The sequence below is a fragment of the Ruminiclostridium papyrosolvens DSM 2782 genome, assembly GCF_029318685.1.
Lineage (GTDB): Bacteria > Bacillota > Clostridia > Acetivibrionales > DSM-1351 > Ruminiclostridium > Ruminiclostridium papyrosolvens.
In genome coordinates, this window is the sequence record NZ_CP119677.1 from 1,182,321 (window position 1) to 1,202,379 (window position 20,059).

Sequence of the window (20,059 nt, forward strand, 5' to 3'; positions counted from 1 at the left end):
TGAGGGAGGGACAACAGATGAAAAGAGAGAGAGTTCTTCATTTAGTTTTGATTCTTGTTTTTGTGCTTCAAACCATGGCAGGCTCAGTTTTTATGTCTGAAGTGGGTGCGGTGTCCTATGACATGGTTGTTGCAAAGGACGGAAGCGGTAATTATACTACGGTACAGGCTGCTATAAACAGCGTGCCGTCCAACAGTTCAACCAGAACAACCATATACATTAAAAACGGTACATACAAAGAAAAAATTAATATTTCTTCATCCAAAATTAATATTTCCATGATAGGACAAAGTAAAGCAGGCACGATTTTAACTTATAATGATGCAGCAAGCACCCCGAAATCTTCAGGCGGAACATTAGGTACTACGGGAAGTGCCAGTGTTACCATTGCAGGAGCAGGTTTTCAGGCTGAGAACATAACTTTTGAAAATTCGTACAATGAAGCGGCCAATGGAAGCAGTCAGGCTGTGGCTGTTCTTGCTAAAGCAGACAAAATGATATTCAAGGGCTGTTCCTTCAAAGGAAATCAGGACACTCTGTATGCAAACGGTGACGCTCGCAGGCAGTATTACTACAACTGTTATATAGAGGGAGATGTGGATTTTATCTTTGGCTCGGCAAATGCTGTATTTGACAGCTGTGAAATTTTTTCCCTCAACAGAAGCGGAGGATGTGTTACGGCGCCCAGTACAAAGGCAAATCAAAAGGGCTATCTTATATACAAGTGTAAACTGACAAGCAGTTCAGGTCCCAAATCCATTTATTTGGGAAGACCTTGGATTCCCAGTTCCGACACTACTCAAACAACACCAAAGGTTTTATACAGGGAATGCGAACTAGGCGCACATATTGCTGACGGGGGATGGACTGTTATGTCGGGCAACAATCCTGCAAACTATGAAATGTGGGAGTATAAAAATACCGGTGCAGGCGCAAATACCTCCAGAAAACAGCTGCCTTCCTCAAAGGCAGCAGAGTATACAGTGGAGAAATTCCTTTCAGGGTCGGACGGTTGGAATCCCAATGCAAATGAAAATATCCCTGTGCCAATTCCTGACGGCCAATATATAAAGTCATTGGTTGTAAATGATACTCAAAATGCCGCAAACTGGTCTGTTCAGTCAAATTTGAAGGTGGGAGACTTAGTATACGGTGACAGGACATATAAGTTTACACAGCTTCCACAGAAGCTTACAGGTTCCGAATGGATAAGGACTGCTTGCGACTCCAAAATGTACTCGGCTGATGAAGCCTCTTTTACGGCAAAAGCAGATATAACGGTTTATGTTGGTATTGATAACAGAACGACAAATATTCTGGGTTGGCTGAACGGTTGGACTGCCACCGGGGATACCTTGGTGAGTGATAACAATTCGGTTGCTTACAATTTATACAAAAAGGATTTTACTGCAAATTCTCCGGTGACATTGGGATTTAACGGAGCATCCGCAAGTACCGTAAACTATGTGATTATCGTAAAATCAAAAACATCGGATGTCTTATCAGGTGATGTAAATGAGGATGGAACGGTAAGTGCCTTGGACTTTGCGTTACTGAGAAAGTACTTATTGACAGGGATAGCTGACGGTATAAATTTAACAGCCGCTGATGTGAATAGCGACGGTGATATAAATGCTATAGATTACGCTATGTTAAAAAGCTATTTGTTAAATGGTAATTAACAAAAACAAGTTTAGAAGGAGGGATTTAATTATGTTAAGAAAGGTGTTTCTGGGCTTTTTAATTAGTGTAATGCTGATAACTTGTTGTAGTTTTCAACAAGGGATATCAGCTGCAACGGCACGTCAGATGGAAAATCTGGACAGGGGTGTAGTAGCAGTTAAAGTCAGCAGTGGCGTTTATATAAGTTGGCGTGTATTGGGTACTGAAACAGCTGATGTAACCTATAATCTTTACCGGGACTCAGTAAAGCTGACTAACATATCAGGTGCAAGTAATTATGTTGACAAGTCAGGTACTATGAGTTCAAAGTACTCTGTAAGTGCAGTAATAAACGGTAACGAACAGGCAATGTCATCGGAAGTAAACGTATGGGGAAGCAATTATCTGCAAATTCCCCTCCAGATTCCCAATGGAGGAACGACACCTGACGGAGTGGCATATACATATAGTGCCAATGACTGCAGTGTTGGGGATTTGGACGGGGACGGACAATATGAAATTGTTTTGAAATGGGACCCTTCAAATGCAAAGGACAACTCACAAAGCGGATATACGGGGAATGTATACATAGATGCATATAAAATGAACGGTAAACGTTTATGGAGAATTGACCTTGGAAAAAATATCCGTGCAGGTGCCCATTATACACAATTTATGGTATACGATTTAGATGGCGACGGTAAAGCGGAAATAGCATGTAAAACTTCAGACGGAACCAAAGACGGTATGGGAAATGTAATAGGAAATGCAGGTGCGGACTACCGTAATTCTTCTGGATATATACTGACAGGTTCTGAATACCTGAGCATATTTGAAGGTGCCACAGGTAAGGCGCTTTACACAGGAAACTATGAGCCAGCCCGAGGTACTGTTTCCGGTTGGGGAGATTCATATGGCAATCGAGTTGACCGTTTTCTGGGATGTATTGCATATCTGGATGGTGTGCACCCAAGTCTTGTTATGTGCAGGGGATACTACACAAGGACAGTGTTGGTTGCCTACGACTGGAACGGCTCAACCTTAACCAAACGTTGGACTTTCGACAGCAACAGCAGCGGTAATTCCCGTTATGCCGGACAAGGCAACCACAATCTTAGTGTAGCTGATGTGGATGAGGACGGAAAGGACGAGATTGTCTATGGCTCCTGTACCATTGATGATTCAGGAAAGGGACTGTACACTACAGATTTAAGACACGGAGATTCAATGCATCTGGGGGACCTTAACCCCAACCGACCGGGCCTTGAAGTCTGGTCCTGCCATGAGGATACCGCAGGCAACGGAGGAGTCGGTGCGTCCTTCCGCGATGCTAAGACGGGAAGTGTGATTTTTAAGTTTGGGGCATCCAAAGATGTGGGAAGGGCGTGTTCGGCAGATTTGACCGCACAATATCCCGGTGAGGAGGTATGGGCGGCAGGCTCACCTTTGTACAGCTGTACCGGACAAAACATCGGTTCTGCACCTTCCCAGAAGAATTTTGCGATATGGTGGGACGGAGATGAACTTCGTGAGCTTTTAGACGGTACAAGCATCACTAAATACGGTGGAGGAACATTGCTTTCGGCAGTAGACTGTGCATCCAACAACGGCACAAAGTCCACTCCCTGTCTACAGGCGGATATATTGGGTGACTGGAGGGAAGAGGCTGTATGGAGAACCTCCGATAACAAATACTTAAATATTTATACAACCACAGACTTAACAAGCAGGCGTATTTATACCTTGATGCACAATGCTGTATACAGATTGGGAATAGCCTGGCAGAATGTAGCATATAACCAGCCTCCCCATACAGGCTTTTTCTTAGGAAGTGGCATGGCAACACCTCCGCAGCCTTCTATATATCTGGCAGGAGGTAAACCTGTTACTATTGACGGTAAACTGATAAAGGCGTTAGCAGTAAATGATACCGAAAATTCCGGTGACTGGTCAATCCAACAAAATCTGCAGGTTGGGGATGTGGTGTACGGTGACAGGACATATAAATTTACACAGGTTCCTCAGGAGCTTACGGGTTGTGAATGGATAAGGACGGCATGTGATTCCAAAATATATTCTGCCGATGAAGCCACTTTTACGGCAAAATCAGATATAACGGTTTATACGGGCTTGGATACAAGAGCTGCAAGTATTCCGGATTGGCTGAAGGGATGGACTTTCACAGGGAAAACCTTGATAAGTGATAACAGCTCTGTTGACTACAACCTATATAAAAAAGATTATACTGCAAATTCTCTTGTAACTCTTGGCACAAACGGTGCCTCTGCAAGCTTGGTAAACTATGTTGTTATCGTAAAGCCACAGGCAGCAGAGTTCCTTTTAGGTGATGCAAATGGTGACGGTGAGGTAAATTCTCTTGATTATGCCATGCTCAAGTCATACCTTCTGGAAAAGATAAGTTTGTCACAGGAAGCCATGAAGGCCGTTGATTTTAATAATGATAATACAATAGATTCTATTGATTTGGCTTTGTTCAGAAAGAATTTATTGGAAGTCTTATAATTAATTAATAAGAAGGCAGTTCATATTAAAAATAAACAAAGGGTCGGGAGATAAAAAGCTTTCCGACTCTTTGTTTATTTTTAATACTTAGTAAGTGGTGCGAAATACCGTTAAATTCAAATATTTACATCACAGTTTTTATTTGCTATATTATAGTTTATATGCCTTGGGTTGTTTTTACCACTTTATATTAGCCTTTTATAATAGTTGTTTATTAATTCTTGTTAGGGGGATTTATTTGAAAAAGAAAGCAAAAGAGGTGTCAAATTTAGCTTCAATAAAGAATAACATCTTTGCGTTGAAAATAGCATGGAGTATTACTAAAAGCAATGTAATCCATGCATTGATGCTTAATATCTTAGGATATTTTGAATGGGTGTTTTTCAGCACAATTTTTATGAGGTACATAATCAAAGCATTTGAAAAGAAAATGAGCTTTAACAGTATAACGGTATTTATATTAATTTGCGGTGGGGTATTTGCATTAATCGGATTATACAGAAGCTATGTAAACAATGTAGCGTTCCCACTAAACATGACTAAAACATACGAAGGTCTGTATATGAAACTGTATCAAAAGGCCAGAAATGTTGAACTTAGCTGCTTCGAGGATGTGGAATTTTATAATAAATACACTATGGCAGTTGACGGTGCCGGAGACAAAATTGCAAGCGTAGTGAAAAATGCATGGGGTATATTAGTAGGTATATTTGCAACTATTATAGTGTTTTTTTCCATGTATGACATAGACAAGATGGCTGTGCTATTTGTAGTTTTCCCAATAATAGGAAACTTTATTTTTGGCGGCATTTTGAACAAGCTGGAGCTGAAAAGGTACAAAGAAGGCATACCTAATGAGAGAGTTTTTCAGTATGTAAACAGAGTTATGTATCTGGCTGAATATGCAAAAGAAATGCGACTATCCAAGGTTTACAGCCTGATAAAGGAAAAATATAACGATGCTATAAAAAAGACTATCAGTATAGCAGATAAATATGGGACTAAATCTATAATAATGGAAGTACTGAAAGTTGTATTTACATTTTCCGTAATTTTTGAGGGTGTCTTACTTTACGGTGCTTACAGAGCAATTGTCGTGAAGAGTATTTCTCTTTCGGATCTCGCAGTACTTTCAAGTACAATGGTGTCTGCTACATGGATTTTAATAGGCTTGTTTAACAATATTGTGGAGGCTATGAAGAACGGATTGTTTGTTAATAACCTGCGTACCTTTATAGAATACAAGGAAGTCATTCCTGAAGACTGGGACGGGGATATGCCTGAAACTGTTATTTCATCTATTGAATTCCGCAATGTCAGCTTTTCTTACAAGGACGGCAAATATGCATTAAAGAATCTGAATTTTTGCATATCAGGAAATAATGTTGTAGCTGTTGTAGGACATAACGGGGCAGGAAAATCAACGATTATCAAGCTGCTGTTCCGTCTGTATGACCCTACCAACGGAGAAATCCTTGTAAACGGCAGAAACATAAAGGAATACAATCTCAGGGCCTACCGACAATTGTTTGCCGCGGCTTTTCAGGATTACAAGGTACTTGCTCTTTCTGTAAAAGATAATGTTTTGATGGGGCACAAAGTTGAAAATGAGGATGAAGCGGTTATAGAAGCTTTAAAGAAAACCGGTGTGTATGAAAAGGTTGAGACTCTGTCAAAAGGAATAAATACCATATTAACCAAGGAATTTGACGAGGACGGAGCTGTTCTTTCAGGGGGCCAATATCAGAAAATAGTAGTCGCAAGAGCCTTTGTTCAGAATACTCCCATCAAGGTTTTTGACGAACCTTCATCAGCTCTTGACCCAATTGCCGAATATGATTTATATAAAAGCATAATGAGTGAGAGTAAAGACAAAACAATGATATTCATATCCCACCGTCTTTCATCAGTAAAAAATGCGGACAGGGTATTCATGTTTGAACATGGAGAGCTTATTGAACAGGGAACTCATGACGAGTTGATGAAACTGAAGGGCTCCTATGCGGATATGTATACAAAACAGGCTATGAACTATCTGGCAGTGGATAAAATAGAAGAGGGGGTTGCACTATGAGTGATATGAATAAGAAACAGCCCTTTAAACAGGTGTGGGACAATAATTTGTTCATATTTAAAATCTGTTTTTCAGCTTCACCATTATATATTATAGCTTTTATATTTGACATATTAAGAAACCAGTTTTTAATATTTTTAGAGCATACCTATGGTATAGGATATGTACTTGAATCAGTTGAATTTGGACGGCCCTTTTATAAGGTAGCGGTATTTATAGCAATCCTGTTTACCTTGATAGCTTTGGGTATGGTGTATGGTGCTTTTGTGAATCAGCTGATATCAAAAAAGGCCTTGCCGAAGATGAAACAAAAATTCAAGTTTATGCTTTATGAAAAGGCACAGGAACTGGATTTGGAATGTTACGATAATCCCGAATACTATAATGAGTTTGTTCTGGCTGTTTCCGAAGCGGATAATCAGGTGGAGAGGCTGTTGGAATTTCTCAATAAGATATTTACGGGACTTACGGTTTTTGTAACTACAGGAACGTATTTTCTTGTAAAAGACTGGTTTTCCATAACCTTTGTTCTGGTTTCCTTTATATTGTCCTTTGTACTCATGCAGATTTTTAACAAGATTAATTTTAAGCTGCGTTTGCAAAAAAATCCTGAGGAACGAAAAAGAGCTTATGTCAACCGTGTTTTCTATCTTAATGATTATGCCAAGGAGCTGAGGCTTAACCCCGATGTGTCAGACAAACTCTTTGACAAGTTTAAAGAAGCAAATAAGTCTATATATAACATTGATAAAGCAAATGCAAAAAAGAAGTTTGGTATAAGTTTTCTTAGAGACTATGTAGCTAATGACTTTATAAGCGACGTACTTTACATAACTTATCTGGTATATAAGGCCACGGTTTTACATGCAATTTCCTACAGCAGTGTTGTTATTTTATTTAACTCTTTCAGCAGACTGAAACAGAGTCTCAGAACTATAACGGAGATTTACCCTTATGCCAGCGAAACAAGCTTGTACATTGATAAAATCCGAAACTTCTTAAATTATGAGCCGAAAATTGTAAGCCGCAAAAAGCTTGATGTGCCTAAGGCACCAAAACCCTTTAAGCTGGATAATGTATCCTTTGCATATAAAGAGGGAGAAAAAAGAGTAATAAATAATATAAATATGACTATTAATCCATATGAAAAAATCGCACTTGTTGGCTACAACGGAGCAGGGAAAACTACGTTAATCAAGCTGCTAATGCGTTTATATGACGTACAGGATGGTACTATTTCTCTGGATGGTATTAATATTAAGGATTACGACGTTGCAAGGTACCATGACCATGTGGGAACTGTCTTTCAGGACTATATGATTTATGCGGCTACAGTCAAGGAAAATGTATTGATGGATAATGCAGATGGAGTACAGGAAAAGCCTGTAATGACTGCACTGGAGCAAAGCGGTTTTGCTCAGCGGCTGCAAAGCTTTAAACATGGTCTTAATACTCCGCTTACGGCAGAATTTGAGGAGGACGGAGTGAACCTGTCCGGGGGAGAATCGCAAAAAATTGCAATATCCAGAGCTTTTTACAAAGATTCCAGTCTCATAATACTTGATGAACCCTCCTCTGCACTTGACCCTATTGCTGAATATCAGCTGAACCAATCAATGCTGGAGGCTGCTGCAAATAAATCGGTGGTGTTTATCTCCCACAGGCTTTCAACTACAAGACTTGCAGATAAGATATTTATGCTTGAAAATGGAAGGATTATTGAAGCAGGGAGCCACGACGAATTGCTGCAGCTAAATGGAAAGTATGCAGAAATGTGGCGTGTACAGGCCGGTCAGTATATACAGGTATAGTTACATGGAGTTGTTTCAAAACAGAAAGAATTTCCATTTTAACACATATACTTCCGTATAAAATTGTATCAATGATTGCTTCCAAGATATTTGCAAGAGTTTATAGCGGCTCATACTAGGATGTTTTACCGTCGCTCACATTCATCGTCCATGATTCATTGTGTCGCTAAAACCTACTTCGTGATAGGTTTTCCGGTAAAATATCCTGTCTTCGCCAATAAACATCTGCAAATATCTTTAACCAAGCTTCCATTGATACAAATTATACTTACGTACCTTTTAAAACAGATAAAAATAATTTTGCAATACCTCCATTTTTTACTTACTGCCTTTTAGACATATGAGTTGTATAATTATTGCAACAGATGTATAATTATGGCAGTGACATTTGAATACAGTAATTACAACATTTCAACATTTTCAATTCATTATCAGTTCTTAAATTCAATTATCATATACAATTTTTAGTACCATTTGTCATATCACATGAAAAGTTAAAAGGGTGCTCAGGGCATAGGACAAACAGCTTGTGCTCCGAACATACATACCTCGAAAGCCTTTGTGGATTCGGGGAAATTAATAATTTTAAGGAGGTACAAAAATGAAAAAGGTAAGTGTACTGGTTTTGCTTGCGGTTTTATTGGTAAGCATTGTTCCACCTGCGGTTTCAGCCAAGGAAAACAACTTTAACTATGTTGATGCATTTGCCAAGTCAATTCTTTTCTATGAGGCAAATTGGTGCGGTCCTGATGCAGGAAACAACAGGATTAAATGGCGCGGACCTTGCCATTGTGATGATGGAAAGGATGTAGGACTGGACTTGACGGGAGGATTCCATGATTGCGGAGACCATGTAAAGTTCGGTTTGCCGCAATGCGCTTCTGCTTCAACTCTTGCATGGGCTTACTATGAGTTCAAGGATACTTTTGTAGCCAAGGGACAGGATGGCTACATGCTAAACATTTTGAAGCATTTTTGCGACTACTTTATAAAATGCTTCCCTAACAAAACTACTTTTTACTATCAGGTAGGAGACGGAGATGTGGATCACCAATACTGGGGACCACCTGAACTTCAGACATATGACAGGCCGGCATATTATGTTGCAACACCGGAAAATCCCGGCTCTGATGTAGCGGGTGATGCGGCTGCTGCGCTGGCGCTTATGTATCTCAATTACAAAGATAAAGATTCAACTTATGCAGAAAAATGCCTTACTTATGCTAAAGACCTTTATGACTTCGGTATGACCTACAGAGGAAACAGTAAAGGCCAAAGCTATTATCTGCCCAGAACCTATCTGGATGAACTTATGTGGGGCTCAATCTGGCTTTATGTTGCTACAAATGATAATAAATATATGGATAATGTAGAAAAGCTGATGATTGAGAAGGGCATCACGGGAGGCAACTCCTTTAATGACAATTGGACTCAGTGTTGGGATTATGTTCTCACAGGAGTATTTACAAAGCTTGCAACGCTTTCAAAAAATCCTTTATACAAATCAATTGCCGATGACCATATTGATTACTGGCAGAATAGGTTAAAGACTACTCCGGCAGGTTTGAAATATCTTGATAGCTGGGGTGTTTGTAAATACCCTGCAGCAGAGAGTATGGTGCAGCTTGTTTATTATAAATATTTTGGAAATCAGAAATGTCTGGACTTTGCAAAAAGTCAGATAGATTACATACTGGGAGATAATCCTAATAATATGTCCTACGAAGTTGGCTTTGGAGATAACTATCCGAAATATCCCCATCACAGAGCGGCAAGCGGTGTTCTCGAAGGGCCTCCTGCCGATGAAAAGAAGGAACTGCCGGAAAGACACATTCTTTATGGTGCTCTTGTAGGCGGAGCGGACATGAATGATGAATATCATGACAACGTTAATGAATATGTTTATTCTGAAACAGGACTGGACTACAATGCCGGTTTTGTGGGAGCCTTGGCAGGTATGTCTGAGTTCTTTGGAAAAGATCAGGTACCTGGGCCTACTCCCGGTATTGAGGGTGAACCCACTAAATACTATTCAGAAGCAAAACTATACAAATCAAATTCAGAAGGTGTTACCGTCGACCTTAATTTATATAATATCGTTACGGCACCTCCTCAATATGAAAAAGGCTTATCCTGTAAGTTCTTCGTTGACTTATCAGAATTTGCCGAAGAAGGAATCAATCCGGCTAAGTTTACCACTAAGGTATATTATTCTCCTGCCGGGGCCAAAATATCGGGAATTCAGCCATATGATAAGGAGAAAAATATTTACTACGTAGAAATTACTTTCCCGGATAGTCCGTTGTATGCAAGAACTTATGTACAATTCTGTATTTACAATTATGAAAGTAAACTATGGAATTCTAAAAATGACCTTTCTACTGCAGGCTTAACCGATGCATATGCAAAAGTAGAAAATATTCCAATATACAAAAATGGTATTAAGGTATACGGAAACGACCCGACGGGAGGAGAAGAAGTCCTGTACGGAGATTTAAACGATGATAGAGAAATAAATGCAATTGACTTAGCATTATTAAAAAAATACATTCTTTCAGGAAATGCAGAAGGAATAAATCTGGTAAATGCTGACCTTAATAAGGATGGAGATATAAATTCTCTGGATTTTGCAAGTCTGAAACTGCGTTTACTGGGTAAATAAAAATAGCTGAAATTGATGATTATTAAGAGCCGTAACCCATAGTAATTTTAAATTACATGAGTACGGTTCATTTTTTTTGCTTGTTTTATTTTTTCGTTATATGTTACTATAATTTTGATTGACTTTATATTACGTTTATGTAAACAATATTTATATAACTATAAAAATCGGATATTTTAAACCTAAAATAGAGAGGAAGTAAAATAATATGGTCAAGCTAAAATTTCAAAATAGTATTTTCAGCCGTCTTGTAATAACCTTTCTGATAATAATTATTCCTCTTTATTGTTTGGAAATTTATATCTACAACAGTGCCTTGCGTACTGTAAAAAGCGAAATATCAAAATCAACGGTTGCTCAGGCATCTTTCTATCTTGAAAGTCTTGAAAAAGAGATAGAGAGAATAAAAATACTTCAATATGACTGTTTGAATGATGAACAACTCAACAAGCTTGCAATAAGATGGAAGATTATGAATGAATATGAAATATCTCAAACCTTGCTCCAACTAAAGCAAAGACTTGTTGCGATAAAAAACAGCAGTATATATGCAAGTGATGTAAATGTGCACATTCTCCCAATTGAGAAGACAGTATCTTCAAATAGCGGAGTAGATGATATTCACATAAATGAATACAATGATATATTTGTTCCCATAGGCTTAAAGGGAGCACAAATTATTAACTACAACGATAAGCTGTACCTGAGTACTTTTCAGAAATCCGGCGGTGCAGCCAGGCCTTTATTTATTATTGATATAGAATTGAACCAGAATGCATTAAAACAAGCTCTGGCACAGTTCAACACCTATACTGGAAGTGGTTCTGTACTTATAACACCTAAAAATATTATTGCTAATAAGTCAGAAGAGGATAATACTAAGTTTATTCAGCAAATTTTACTTAGTATGAAACAAAAAGACAATGATGGGACAGTGTTTGCGAGTATCGAGGATAAAGATTACTATGTTGTTCACTCAAATTCTTCATATTTAAATATGAGTTTACTTAGATATTTTCCCCAGGAATATATTCTAAAGCCTATAGTCAACTTTAAAATTTGGGCATGGGTATTTTCAGTTGCTGCTATTTTAATAATTATTATATACTCATTATCTACTTACAAATTTATGCATCAGCCACTAAATGAACTTGTAAAATCTTTTCGTAAGGTGGAAAACGGTGATTTAAAGGTATCCATCAACCATGATTCAAATAACGAATTCGGATATCTGTATAAATGCTTTAATGACATGGTAAAAAATCTGAACATGCTTATTGATCAGGTATATAACCAGAAAATATTAATGCAAAAAGCTGAATTGAAGCACTTGCAGTCTCAGATTAATCCACACTTTTTGTATAACAGTTTTTTCATGATAAATACTATGGCAAGAATAGGTGATGAGAATTTAGTACCGTTTACAAAGCACCTTGGAGAATATTTCCGTTTTGTTACAAGAAACTCCATGGATAATATATCCTTGGAGGAAGAAATAAACCATGCCAAGGTATACACGGAAATTCAGCTTATGAGATTTTCAAAAAGAATTCAAATTCATTTTGGAGAATGTCCCAATATGTATAAGGATTTGAAAGTACCGAGACTTATATTACAGCCCATTATTGAAAATGCCTTTGAACACGGTATAGAAAAGAAAAAAAATAGTGGACTGCTGCTTGTTAATTTTGAAGGAAATGAAAGAGAACTAAGAATAATCGTAGAAGATAATGGATGTGATATAACAGATGACGAGCTTGAAAATTTGCAGAATTTATTGGAGAATAACGAGCAGGAAGTAGAAACAACGGGAACATTAAATATACACAGGAGGATAAGACTGGTTTTTGGTGAAGATAGCGGTCTGATTATTTCAAGAAGTGTAATCGGAGGGTTGAAGGCGGTATTGAAAATAGTTTTACAAAAAGGAGTAGAAAATGTATAGGCTACTAATTGTAGATGATGAGGAAATTATTGTAAACGGATTATACGAAATATTCCGAAGCATGAAGAATCTTGATCTGGATGTATACAGGGCATATTCCGGCGAAGAAGCGGTTGAATGGTTAAGCAGAACAAGAATGGATATAGTTCTGACAGATATCAGGATGCCGGAAATGGATGGTTTGCAGTTGCTGGATGTCATATATAGACGATGGCCCCAATGCAAAGTAATATTCCTTACCGGGTATAACGAATTCGAATATGTGTATAAAGCAATTCAGCATCAGGGAGTAAGCTATATACTAAAAACAGAGGATAATGATAAAGTAGTCAGCGTTGTTGAAAATGCCATTGAGGAGATAAAAAAAGAGGTTAAAACAGAAGATTTGATTCATAAGGCCAAAGAGCAGATTGAACTTGCTTTGGGACTCTTTCAAAAGGATTACTTTATTCATCTGCTCCACGAGGGAACCTCTCTTGAATTAAATAAATCTCAGTTTGAGCAGTTGTCAATTCCCATGCATCCAGACCATCCGGTAATTCTGCTGCTTGGGCATATTGACAACATCCCCGGAAATTTGTCCTATTGGGACAAGATACAGTATATAAATTCCATAAAAGTAATAATTACTCAAAACATCAGTACAAATGTAAGATTCATAAGCGTTTTAGATGACAGATACAGGTTCATTTTCTTTATACAGCCCAATGAGCTTATGAACGGCAGTTACAATAGTACAGAAGAAAGTGTATTTTATGAAAAGACTATCTCCTTTATAAAGGGTACTCTGGAAGTAATACAGACTTCCAGCAGAGAATCTTTAAATGCGTCTATCAGCTTTGCTCTTGGAGGAGAACCCTGTAACTGGGAGGAAGTATCAAAAAAATACTTTTCTCTTAATCAACTTCTGAATTACAGAATAGGCACAGGAATAGAAATGCTGTTGATTGATAATGAGCTGAAAAATAACAACATTTTAACTTCAGGTTCTGAAGCGGAAGTGCCGGAACTGGATACAAATAATGAGCCGTTGGAAATTCTTTTGAGAAAGAGAAATATGGATTTGATTCAGCAATATCTGGAGTCAGGACAGAAAGAAAAGTATTTTGAAGTTTTGGAGGAATTATTAAATCCCATAAAATTAATCAAGAGTAAAAACAGCAACTTGGCAATTGAAGCATATTCCATGGTATCACTAAGCATTCTTTCGTATATTAACCGCTGGAATATAACCGAAAAACTAGCCTTCCACATTGGTCTTAACAGCCTTATGCGTATTGACAAACATGAGACTTGGTCTGATGCAGTACAATATTTGATAAATATATCTGATGTAATTTTTCAGATGCAGACCGAGGAACAAAAGAAAAGGGCTGATAATGCCGTTGATTATATTCAAAACTTTATTAACGAGCATTTAAGTGAGGATCTTTCTTTAGTGAGGCTGGCAGAGCAGGTTTACTTAAATCCCTCGTATTTGTCCCGCCTTTACAAACAGGTTACAAATCAAAACCTCTCTGATTATATTGATAATGCTCGTATAGAGAGGGCAAAAGAGCTGCTGAAAAAGGAAAAGATAAAGATAAATGAAGTGGCAAAGGCTGTAGGTTATGAGACGGCCGCATCTTTTACAAGGTTTTTCAGAAAACTGATGTCATGTTCTCCGCAAGAATATCATGATATGGTTGTCTCAGGTAAACAGATGTAAATAGATGATAACAAAGTAAACAAAAGATTCTAAACAATGATTAACAAAAGACTAAATAAGTAAACAAAAGACAACAAAAGTAAAAACATGTGAATGGTGTTGCAGGTAAGGTGACATTATAATATAGATGAGGCCTCAAATAAATAAATAAATATCAGGAGGAAACAAATGAGATTCAATTACTTAAAAAGAGCTGTATCATTAGCAGTAGTTCTATCTTTAACAGCTTCAATCGTTGCAGCCTGCGGTAGTCAAAAAAATACATCCGACAGCACAGCTTCTTCATCTCAAAGTTCTACTTCTTCAGTGGCAAGTAAGGATCCTCTAGGTAAATATAGTCCTGCAATTGATATTTCTTTTGTTCGAGGTATAGATGATGACCTTGCAGCAAACATATTACCAAAGACTCCAGGAGAAACTCTTGAAGACAATCGTTGGACCAAGGTATATAAAGAAGAACTAGGCATTAATGTAAAATATGCTTGGACAGTAAAAGGAAATGAAACATCAGATGCTTATACACAGAAAATCAATGTAACATTGGCATCTGGAGAACTTCCTGATGTAGTTCTTGTAAATCCTTCACAGCTCAAGCAGCTCGTTGACTCAGATATGGTTGAAGATATGACCAAATACTATAATGATTATGCTTCAGAAGATTTCAAGAAATATATGACAGATGAAGGAACCGGAAATGTTGACTCAGTTATGTTTGACGGTAAAATGATGGCTATTCCGGAACCAGTAGCAACTAATGAAGCTGCACAGTATCTATGGATTAGAAATGACTGGATGAAGAAATTAAACTTACAGGCACCTAAGACTATGGATGATGTTTTAAAAATAGCAGAAGCCTTCACAACTAAGGACCCAGACGGAAACGGTAAGAACGATACTTACGGACTTCCGATGACAAAAGACATCTATAGCGGATGTATGGGAACAGAAGGATTCTTTGCAGGATACCATGCATATCCAAATATGTGGATAGATGATGGAGCAGGTAAGATAGTATGGGGTAGTACATTACCTGAAACAAAGGTAGCACTCCAGAAATTAGCTGATATGTACAAAAAAGGCCAACTTGACAAAGAATTTGGTGTTAAGGACGGCGGTAAGGTTGCAGAAACTATAGCTGCTGGTAAAGTAGGTTTGGATTATGGTCAACAGTGGAACCCAATGTACCCTCTAATCAGCAACTTTAATAATGATAAGAATGCTGATTGGACAGCATATCCTATTGTATCAAGTGATGACAAAAAGGTTATGGTACCTTTAAAGTTCAATCAGACAAGAATATTTGCAGTAAGAAAAGGATATGAACATCCTGAAGCACTCGTAAAACTTTTCAATGAACATGTAGAGAAGAACTGGGGTAAAACAGCAGACTTCAATAAGTACTACATGCCAGTTGAGAATGGTGGCGTAGGTGTTTGGAAGTTCTCTCCTGTATGCCCTGCTCCTGCATTCAAGAACCTTGAAGCGTTCGTAGCAATTGATGACGCAAGAAAGAGCAACGATTTCAGCAAACTGAAAGACGAGCCTAAAATCATTCAAGGTAATATACAAGCATATGCAAAAGGTGATGCATCACAATGGGGATGGGAAAAGATTTACGGTAAAGAAGGCGCATTCCGTAATATGGTTGAATACAAGAAGAACGATCAGCTGTTAAAAGAAAAGTTTGTTGGAGCTCCAACTACTACAATGGCTGAAAAGAAAACTACACTTGAAAAGATGGAAAAAGAAGTATTTATAAAAATCATAATGGGCGCAGCTCCAATCAGCGAATTTGATAAATTTGTAAGCGATTGGAACAAGCTAGGCGGTTCTGATATGACTAAGGAAGTTAACGAATGGTATCAATCCGTTAAATCTAAGTAATATTATTAACTAGTTAACAAAGAAGGAAAGGATACAGCCGTTTCATATCCTTTCCTTCTTGTTTCTAGGCCTAAAATTTATACTGACAATTCTATTATATATATATATACCTTAAAAGGGGAGGAATGAGCTTGAAAAATCAAAATTTGAAAAAACAACTACCCTTGCACCTAATGATCCTTCCGGGCTTTATAACTTTGTTGTTATTCAGTTATCTGCCTATGGCAGGTATTGTAATTGCCTTTCAAAAATTTATTCCTGCAAAGGGTTTGTTTGGTCATCAGAAATGGATAGGTTTTAAAAACTTCAAATATGTTTTAGATATGCCTAATTTCAATAACATAATGTGGAATACAATATCCATAGCAGTAGCGAAAATTGTACTGGGGCTTGTAATTCCAGTAATATTTGCAATTCTAATTAATGAAGTTACAAATAACGGATTAAAAAGAGGTATTCAGACTTTAATATATCTTCCTCACTTTTTATCATGGGTTGTATTGGGCGGAATATTGATTGATATACTTTCACCGTCCGGCGGAATATTAAATTCCTTTATAAAAACACTTGGTTTTGAGCCAATATTTTTTCTGGGAGATAATAAGTGGTTTCCTTCCACAATGGTAATAACGGAAACATGGAAAGAATTTGGTTATGGTACAATAATCTATTTGGCGGCAATTACCGGAATAGATCCAAGTCTTTACGAAGCAGCTCATATGGATGGAGCTAACAGATGGAAGCAAACATTACACATAACTCTTCCCGGTATGAAGATGGTTATAGTGCTTCTGATGGTATTAAGTCTTGGTAATGTTTTGAATGCCGGATTTGACCAAATATTTAATTTATATAGTCCCCCTGTTTATCAAAGCGGAGACATTATCGACACCTTTGTTTATAGAATAGGCCTTTTGGAAGCTCAATATGGAGTTGCCACAGCAGTAGGACTGTTTAAATCAGTAGTCTCTTTTACACTTATATCAGTATCTTACTTCTTTGCCTATAAATTTGCAGATTACAGAATTTTTTAAGGGGGGTTATTAAATGAAACGTAGAAAACTAAAGAAAGTCAGTGCATTTACAGTAGTAAATAACTGTTTTCTGGTGTTAGCGGCATTACTTTGTATCATACCGCTTATTCACATATTAGCCGTGTCATTCAGCTCCAGTTCGGCTGCTGCGGCCGGTAAGGTTGTGTTCTGGCCAGTTGAGTTTTCATTAAATTCATATGCTTATGTTGCTAAAAGAGCCGCATTCTGGCATTCTATGCTTATTTCAGTTGAAAGAATTGCACTGGGTGGATTTGTTAATCTGGTACTTACTATATTATGTGCGTATCCGTTATCGAAAGAAAAGACAGAATTTCGTTTCCGTAGCTTCTATGCATGGGCGTTTTTTATAACTATGTTGTTCAACGGAGGACTGATTCCTTGGTATATTGTCATTAAGCAAATGAACTTACTGGATAGTATTTGGGCTTTGGTTCTTCCGGGCGCAGTTCCTGTATTCAGTGTAATATTACTGCTTAACTTCTTCAGAGAGATACCAAAGGAACTAAATGAAGCTGCTTTTATTGACGGAGCATCACACTGGACCACACTTTGGAGAGTAGTAGTACCTGTGTCAACCCCTGCGTTGGCTACAATAACTCTTTTCTCCTTGGTAGGACACTGGAATAGCTGGTTTGACGGTCTTATACTCATGAACAAAGCAGATAATTATCCGCTTCAGAGCTATATTCAGACTATCGTTGTACAGAGATCCTACAGTATGCTCTCCAGACAGGAAATTTCAGAGTTGGCGACTATATCAGACAGAACATTAAGGGCATCTCAGATTTTCCTTGGAACATTACCTATAGTTTTGGTATATCCTTTCCTTCAGAAGTATTTTGTAAAGGGAATAGTTCTTGGTGGAGTAAAGGGATAATTCAAAAATTGAGAGGTGACTGTCATAATGAAGGAAAAATATCTCTTGTGCTATACGAGAGAACCTCAGGACGAAATGATATATTCTCGAAAGCTTGCTTACAGTATGCATTTGGCATATAGTGAAGACGGACAGAACTTTGAAGCGTTAAATCATAATTCAGGAGTTCTGTTCGTCAAAGCAACGGATAATGAGAATAAAACAATGAATGCAAAGAGCTTGAAGAGCCCGTACATTTTTAAATTGGCAGACGATTCTTATGGAATCGTTGCCATTCGTACTGAGGCTGAAGGCGAAAGTGATTTGGAAAGTAAAGGTAAAGTTTTATTTTTTGAAACTAAAGATTTTATTCAATATACAGAAGTGGGATTAATAGACCTTCATTCAGACAATTTTATTCAGGACGTTGTATGCAGCTTTGACAATAATAAAGGGACATATACAATTTGCTGGAGTGAAGAAGGAAATTGGTTTAAAGCAGAAACAGAAGAGCTTCATCAGCTTGATATAAGCTCTGCACCTGTTGCTGTTGAACCTGTTAGATTACGAAATATCAGTACGAATATCGAAGGAATAGTTCCTCGCAATATCATCTCTGTTTCTGAAGAGATTGGAAACAGGCTTAAATGCAGATTATCAACACCATTAAATATAGGAATAGAAGTACCGGAGACTGTTTCGGTAAATTCAATTGAAGAACTTAAATCCGTAAAGGCTAAAGCAGTATATAATGATGGGACTACTGCTTTGAAAACAATAGATTGGGACACTACGGGAATTAATTGGAGTAAGCCGGGTAGGTATGAAATCACCGGCACTGTTCATCAGGAGCATTTTCAATTTCCTATAGCGACAAACAGAGCCGACCCTTGCATCAAAAAGTGGAAGGACAAATATTACTTTATTGCAACAAATGACGCTGACGGAAATAATTCATTATATATCAGAGAAGCTGATTCAATACCTGAGCTGGTTGATGCAGAAGAAAAATTACTGTTGGATGCATACACCTATGAGCATATAAAAGGGTTCCTTTGGGCTCCTGAATTTCATCAAATAGGCGAAGATTTGTATATTTTTCATGCTGCCACCTCAAGTGAATTTTTCTTTATTGAATCTCATGTTATGAAACTTAAAAGGGGCGGAAATCCATCAGTAAAAGAAGACTGGTCAATGCCTCAACGTGTTCTGAAAAAAGATGGGACATATTTGTGTGAAGAAGGAAAGGTTATTTCTCTTGACATGACTGTTATCCCATGGAACGGCGAATACTATGTGTCATGGTCTGAAAGGCAGTTCGTTCCCGTTGATTTGGGGGCATGGATATATATTGCCAAAATCAATCCTGAGGAGCCTTGGAAACTTATTTCAGAGCCGGTTGTTTTAACGAAACCTGATTACGGTTGGGCCAACAATCATGTTTTCGTTGACGAAGGACCATATGCAATAATAACGGATAAAAAACTGTTTCTTACTTTTTCCAGTGCTCTCGTTGATTCTACCTATGTTGTAGGACTGCTGACAGCAGAGCATGGTGCAGAGCTTCTTAATCCTGAGAGCTGGACAAAAGGAAACTATCCTATGCTGACTAGCAGGAGTGTCCCGGGAGAGTTCGGGCCCGGACATAATTCATATGTTACGGATGATGAAGGTGTAGTTTGGAGTGCATACCATGCAAGACCGGGAATAGAGGCACCAAGAAGCTCCGGCCTGCGTCGTGTTCATTTTGATATAGACGGATATCCTGTACTTGACCTTACCGAAGAAAGAGATTTAGACCCTGATTTGAGGAATGTAAAAATTAATTTATTGTTAAAATAGTGCTAATTATAAAATGTTTCGGATTAAGGAGAGTAAT

At 37.8% G+C, this 20,059-nt stretch carries 11 protein-coding genes; all 11 read left to right on the plus strand.

Annotation, left to right across the window (positions count from 1 at the left end; genetic code table 11):
- The first annotated feature begins 17 nt into the window (after nucleotides 1–17).
- The 11 genes from P0092_RS05225 to P0092_RS05275 all read left to right on the plus strand — a co-directional run bounded on the left by P0092_RS05225 (nucleotide 18) and on the right by P0092_RS05275 (nucleotide 20,022).
- Nucleotides 18–1,682, plus strand: a complete 1,665-nt coding sequence (locus P0092_RS05225; protein WP_004616927.1) for a pectinesterase family protein — start codon at nucleotides 18–20, stop codon at nucleotides 1,680–1,682.
- Between the two features lie 31 nt (nucleotides 1,683–1,713).
- On the plus strand, nucleotides 1,714–4,185 hold the full coding sequence (locus tag P0092_RS05230) for a rhamnogalacturonan lyase family protein (RefSeq protein WP_004616929.1): 2,472 nt from the start codon (nucleotides 1,714–1,716) through the stop codon (nucleotides 4,183–4,185).
- Between the two features lie 238 nt (nucleotides 4,186–4,423).
- Nucleotides 4,424–6,259 carry an ABC transporter ATP-binding protein gene (locus P0092_RS05235; RefSeq protein WP_004616931.1) on the plus strand — a complete coding sequence of 612 codons (1,836 nt, stop codon included), beginning with the start codon at nucleotides 4,424–4,426 and terminating at the stop codon, nucleotides 6,257–6,259.
- Between the two features lie 5 nt (nucleotides 6,260–6,264).
- Nucleotides 6,265–8,070 carry an ABC transporter ATP-binding protein gene (locus tag P0092_RS05240; protein ID WP_276187095.1) on the plus strand — a complete coding sequence of 602 codons (1,806 nt, stop codon included), beginning with the start codon at nucleotides 6,265–6,267 and terminating at the stop codon, nucleotides 8,068–8,070.
- A gap of 601 nt (nucleotides 8,071–8,671) precedes the next feature.
- A complete protein-coding gene (locus P0092_RS05245) occupies nucleotides 8,672–10,732 on the plus strand; it encodes a glycoside hydrolase family 9 protein (protein WP_004616935.1) in 2,061 nt (686 codons plus the stop codon).
- 208 nt (nucleotides 10,733–10,940) lie between these two features.
- Complete coding sequence (locus P0092_RS05250; protein WP_004616937.1) at nucleotides 10,941–12,677, plus strand: sensor histidine kinase; 1,737 nt, start codon at nucleotides 10,941–10,943, stop codon at nucleotides 12,675–12,677.
- The gene (locus P0092_RS05255) at nucleotides 12,670–14,385 is read left to right on the plus strand and encodes a response regulator transcription factor (protein WP_004616939.1); all 1,716 of its coding nucleotides are present in this window, start codon (nucleotides 12,670–12,672) and stop codon (nucleotides 14,383–14,385) included. Before P0092_RS05250 ends, P0092_RS05255 begins: the two co-directional genes overlap by 8 nt.
- A 168-nt stretch (nucleotides 14,386–14,553) precedes the next feature.
- The gene (locus tag P0092_RS05260; protein ID WP_004616940.1) at nucleotides 14,554–16,269 is read left to right on the plus strand and encodes an extracellular solute-binding protein; all 1,716 of its coding nucleotides are present in this window, start codon (nucleotides 14,554–14,556) and stop codon (nucleotides 16,267–16,269) included.
- Between the two features lie 131 nt (nucleotides 16,270–16,400).
- Complete coding sequence (locus P0092_RS05265) at nucleotides 16,401–17,303, plus strand: ABC transporter permease (protein WP_004616941.1); 903 nt, start codon at nucleotides 16,401–16,403, stop codon at nucleotides 17,301–17,303.
- Nucleotides 17,304–17,316: 13 nt separating this feature from the next.
- Nucleotides 17,317–18,201, plus strand: a complete 885-nt coding sequence (locus P0092_RS05270; RefSeq protein WP_004616942.1) for a carbohydrate ABC transporter permease — start codon at nucleotides 17,317–17,319, stop codon at nucleotides 18,199–18,201.
- A gap of 27 nt (nucleotides 18,202–18,228) precedes the next feature.
- Nucleotides 18,229–20,022 carry a family 43 glycosylhydrolase gene (locus P0092_RS05275; RefSeq protein WP_004616943.1) on the plus strand — a complete coding sequence of 598 codons (1,794 nt, stop codon included), beginning with the start codon at nucleotides 18,229–18,231 and terminating at the stop codon, nucleotides 20,020–20,022.
- Nucleotides 20,023–20,059: the final 37 nt, after the last annotated feature.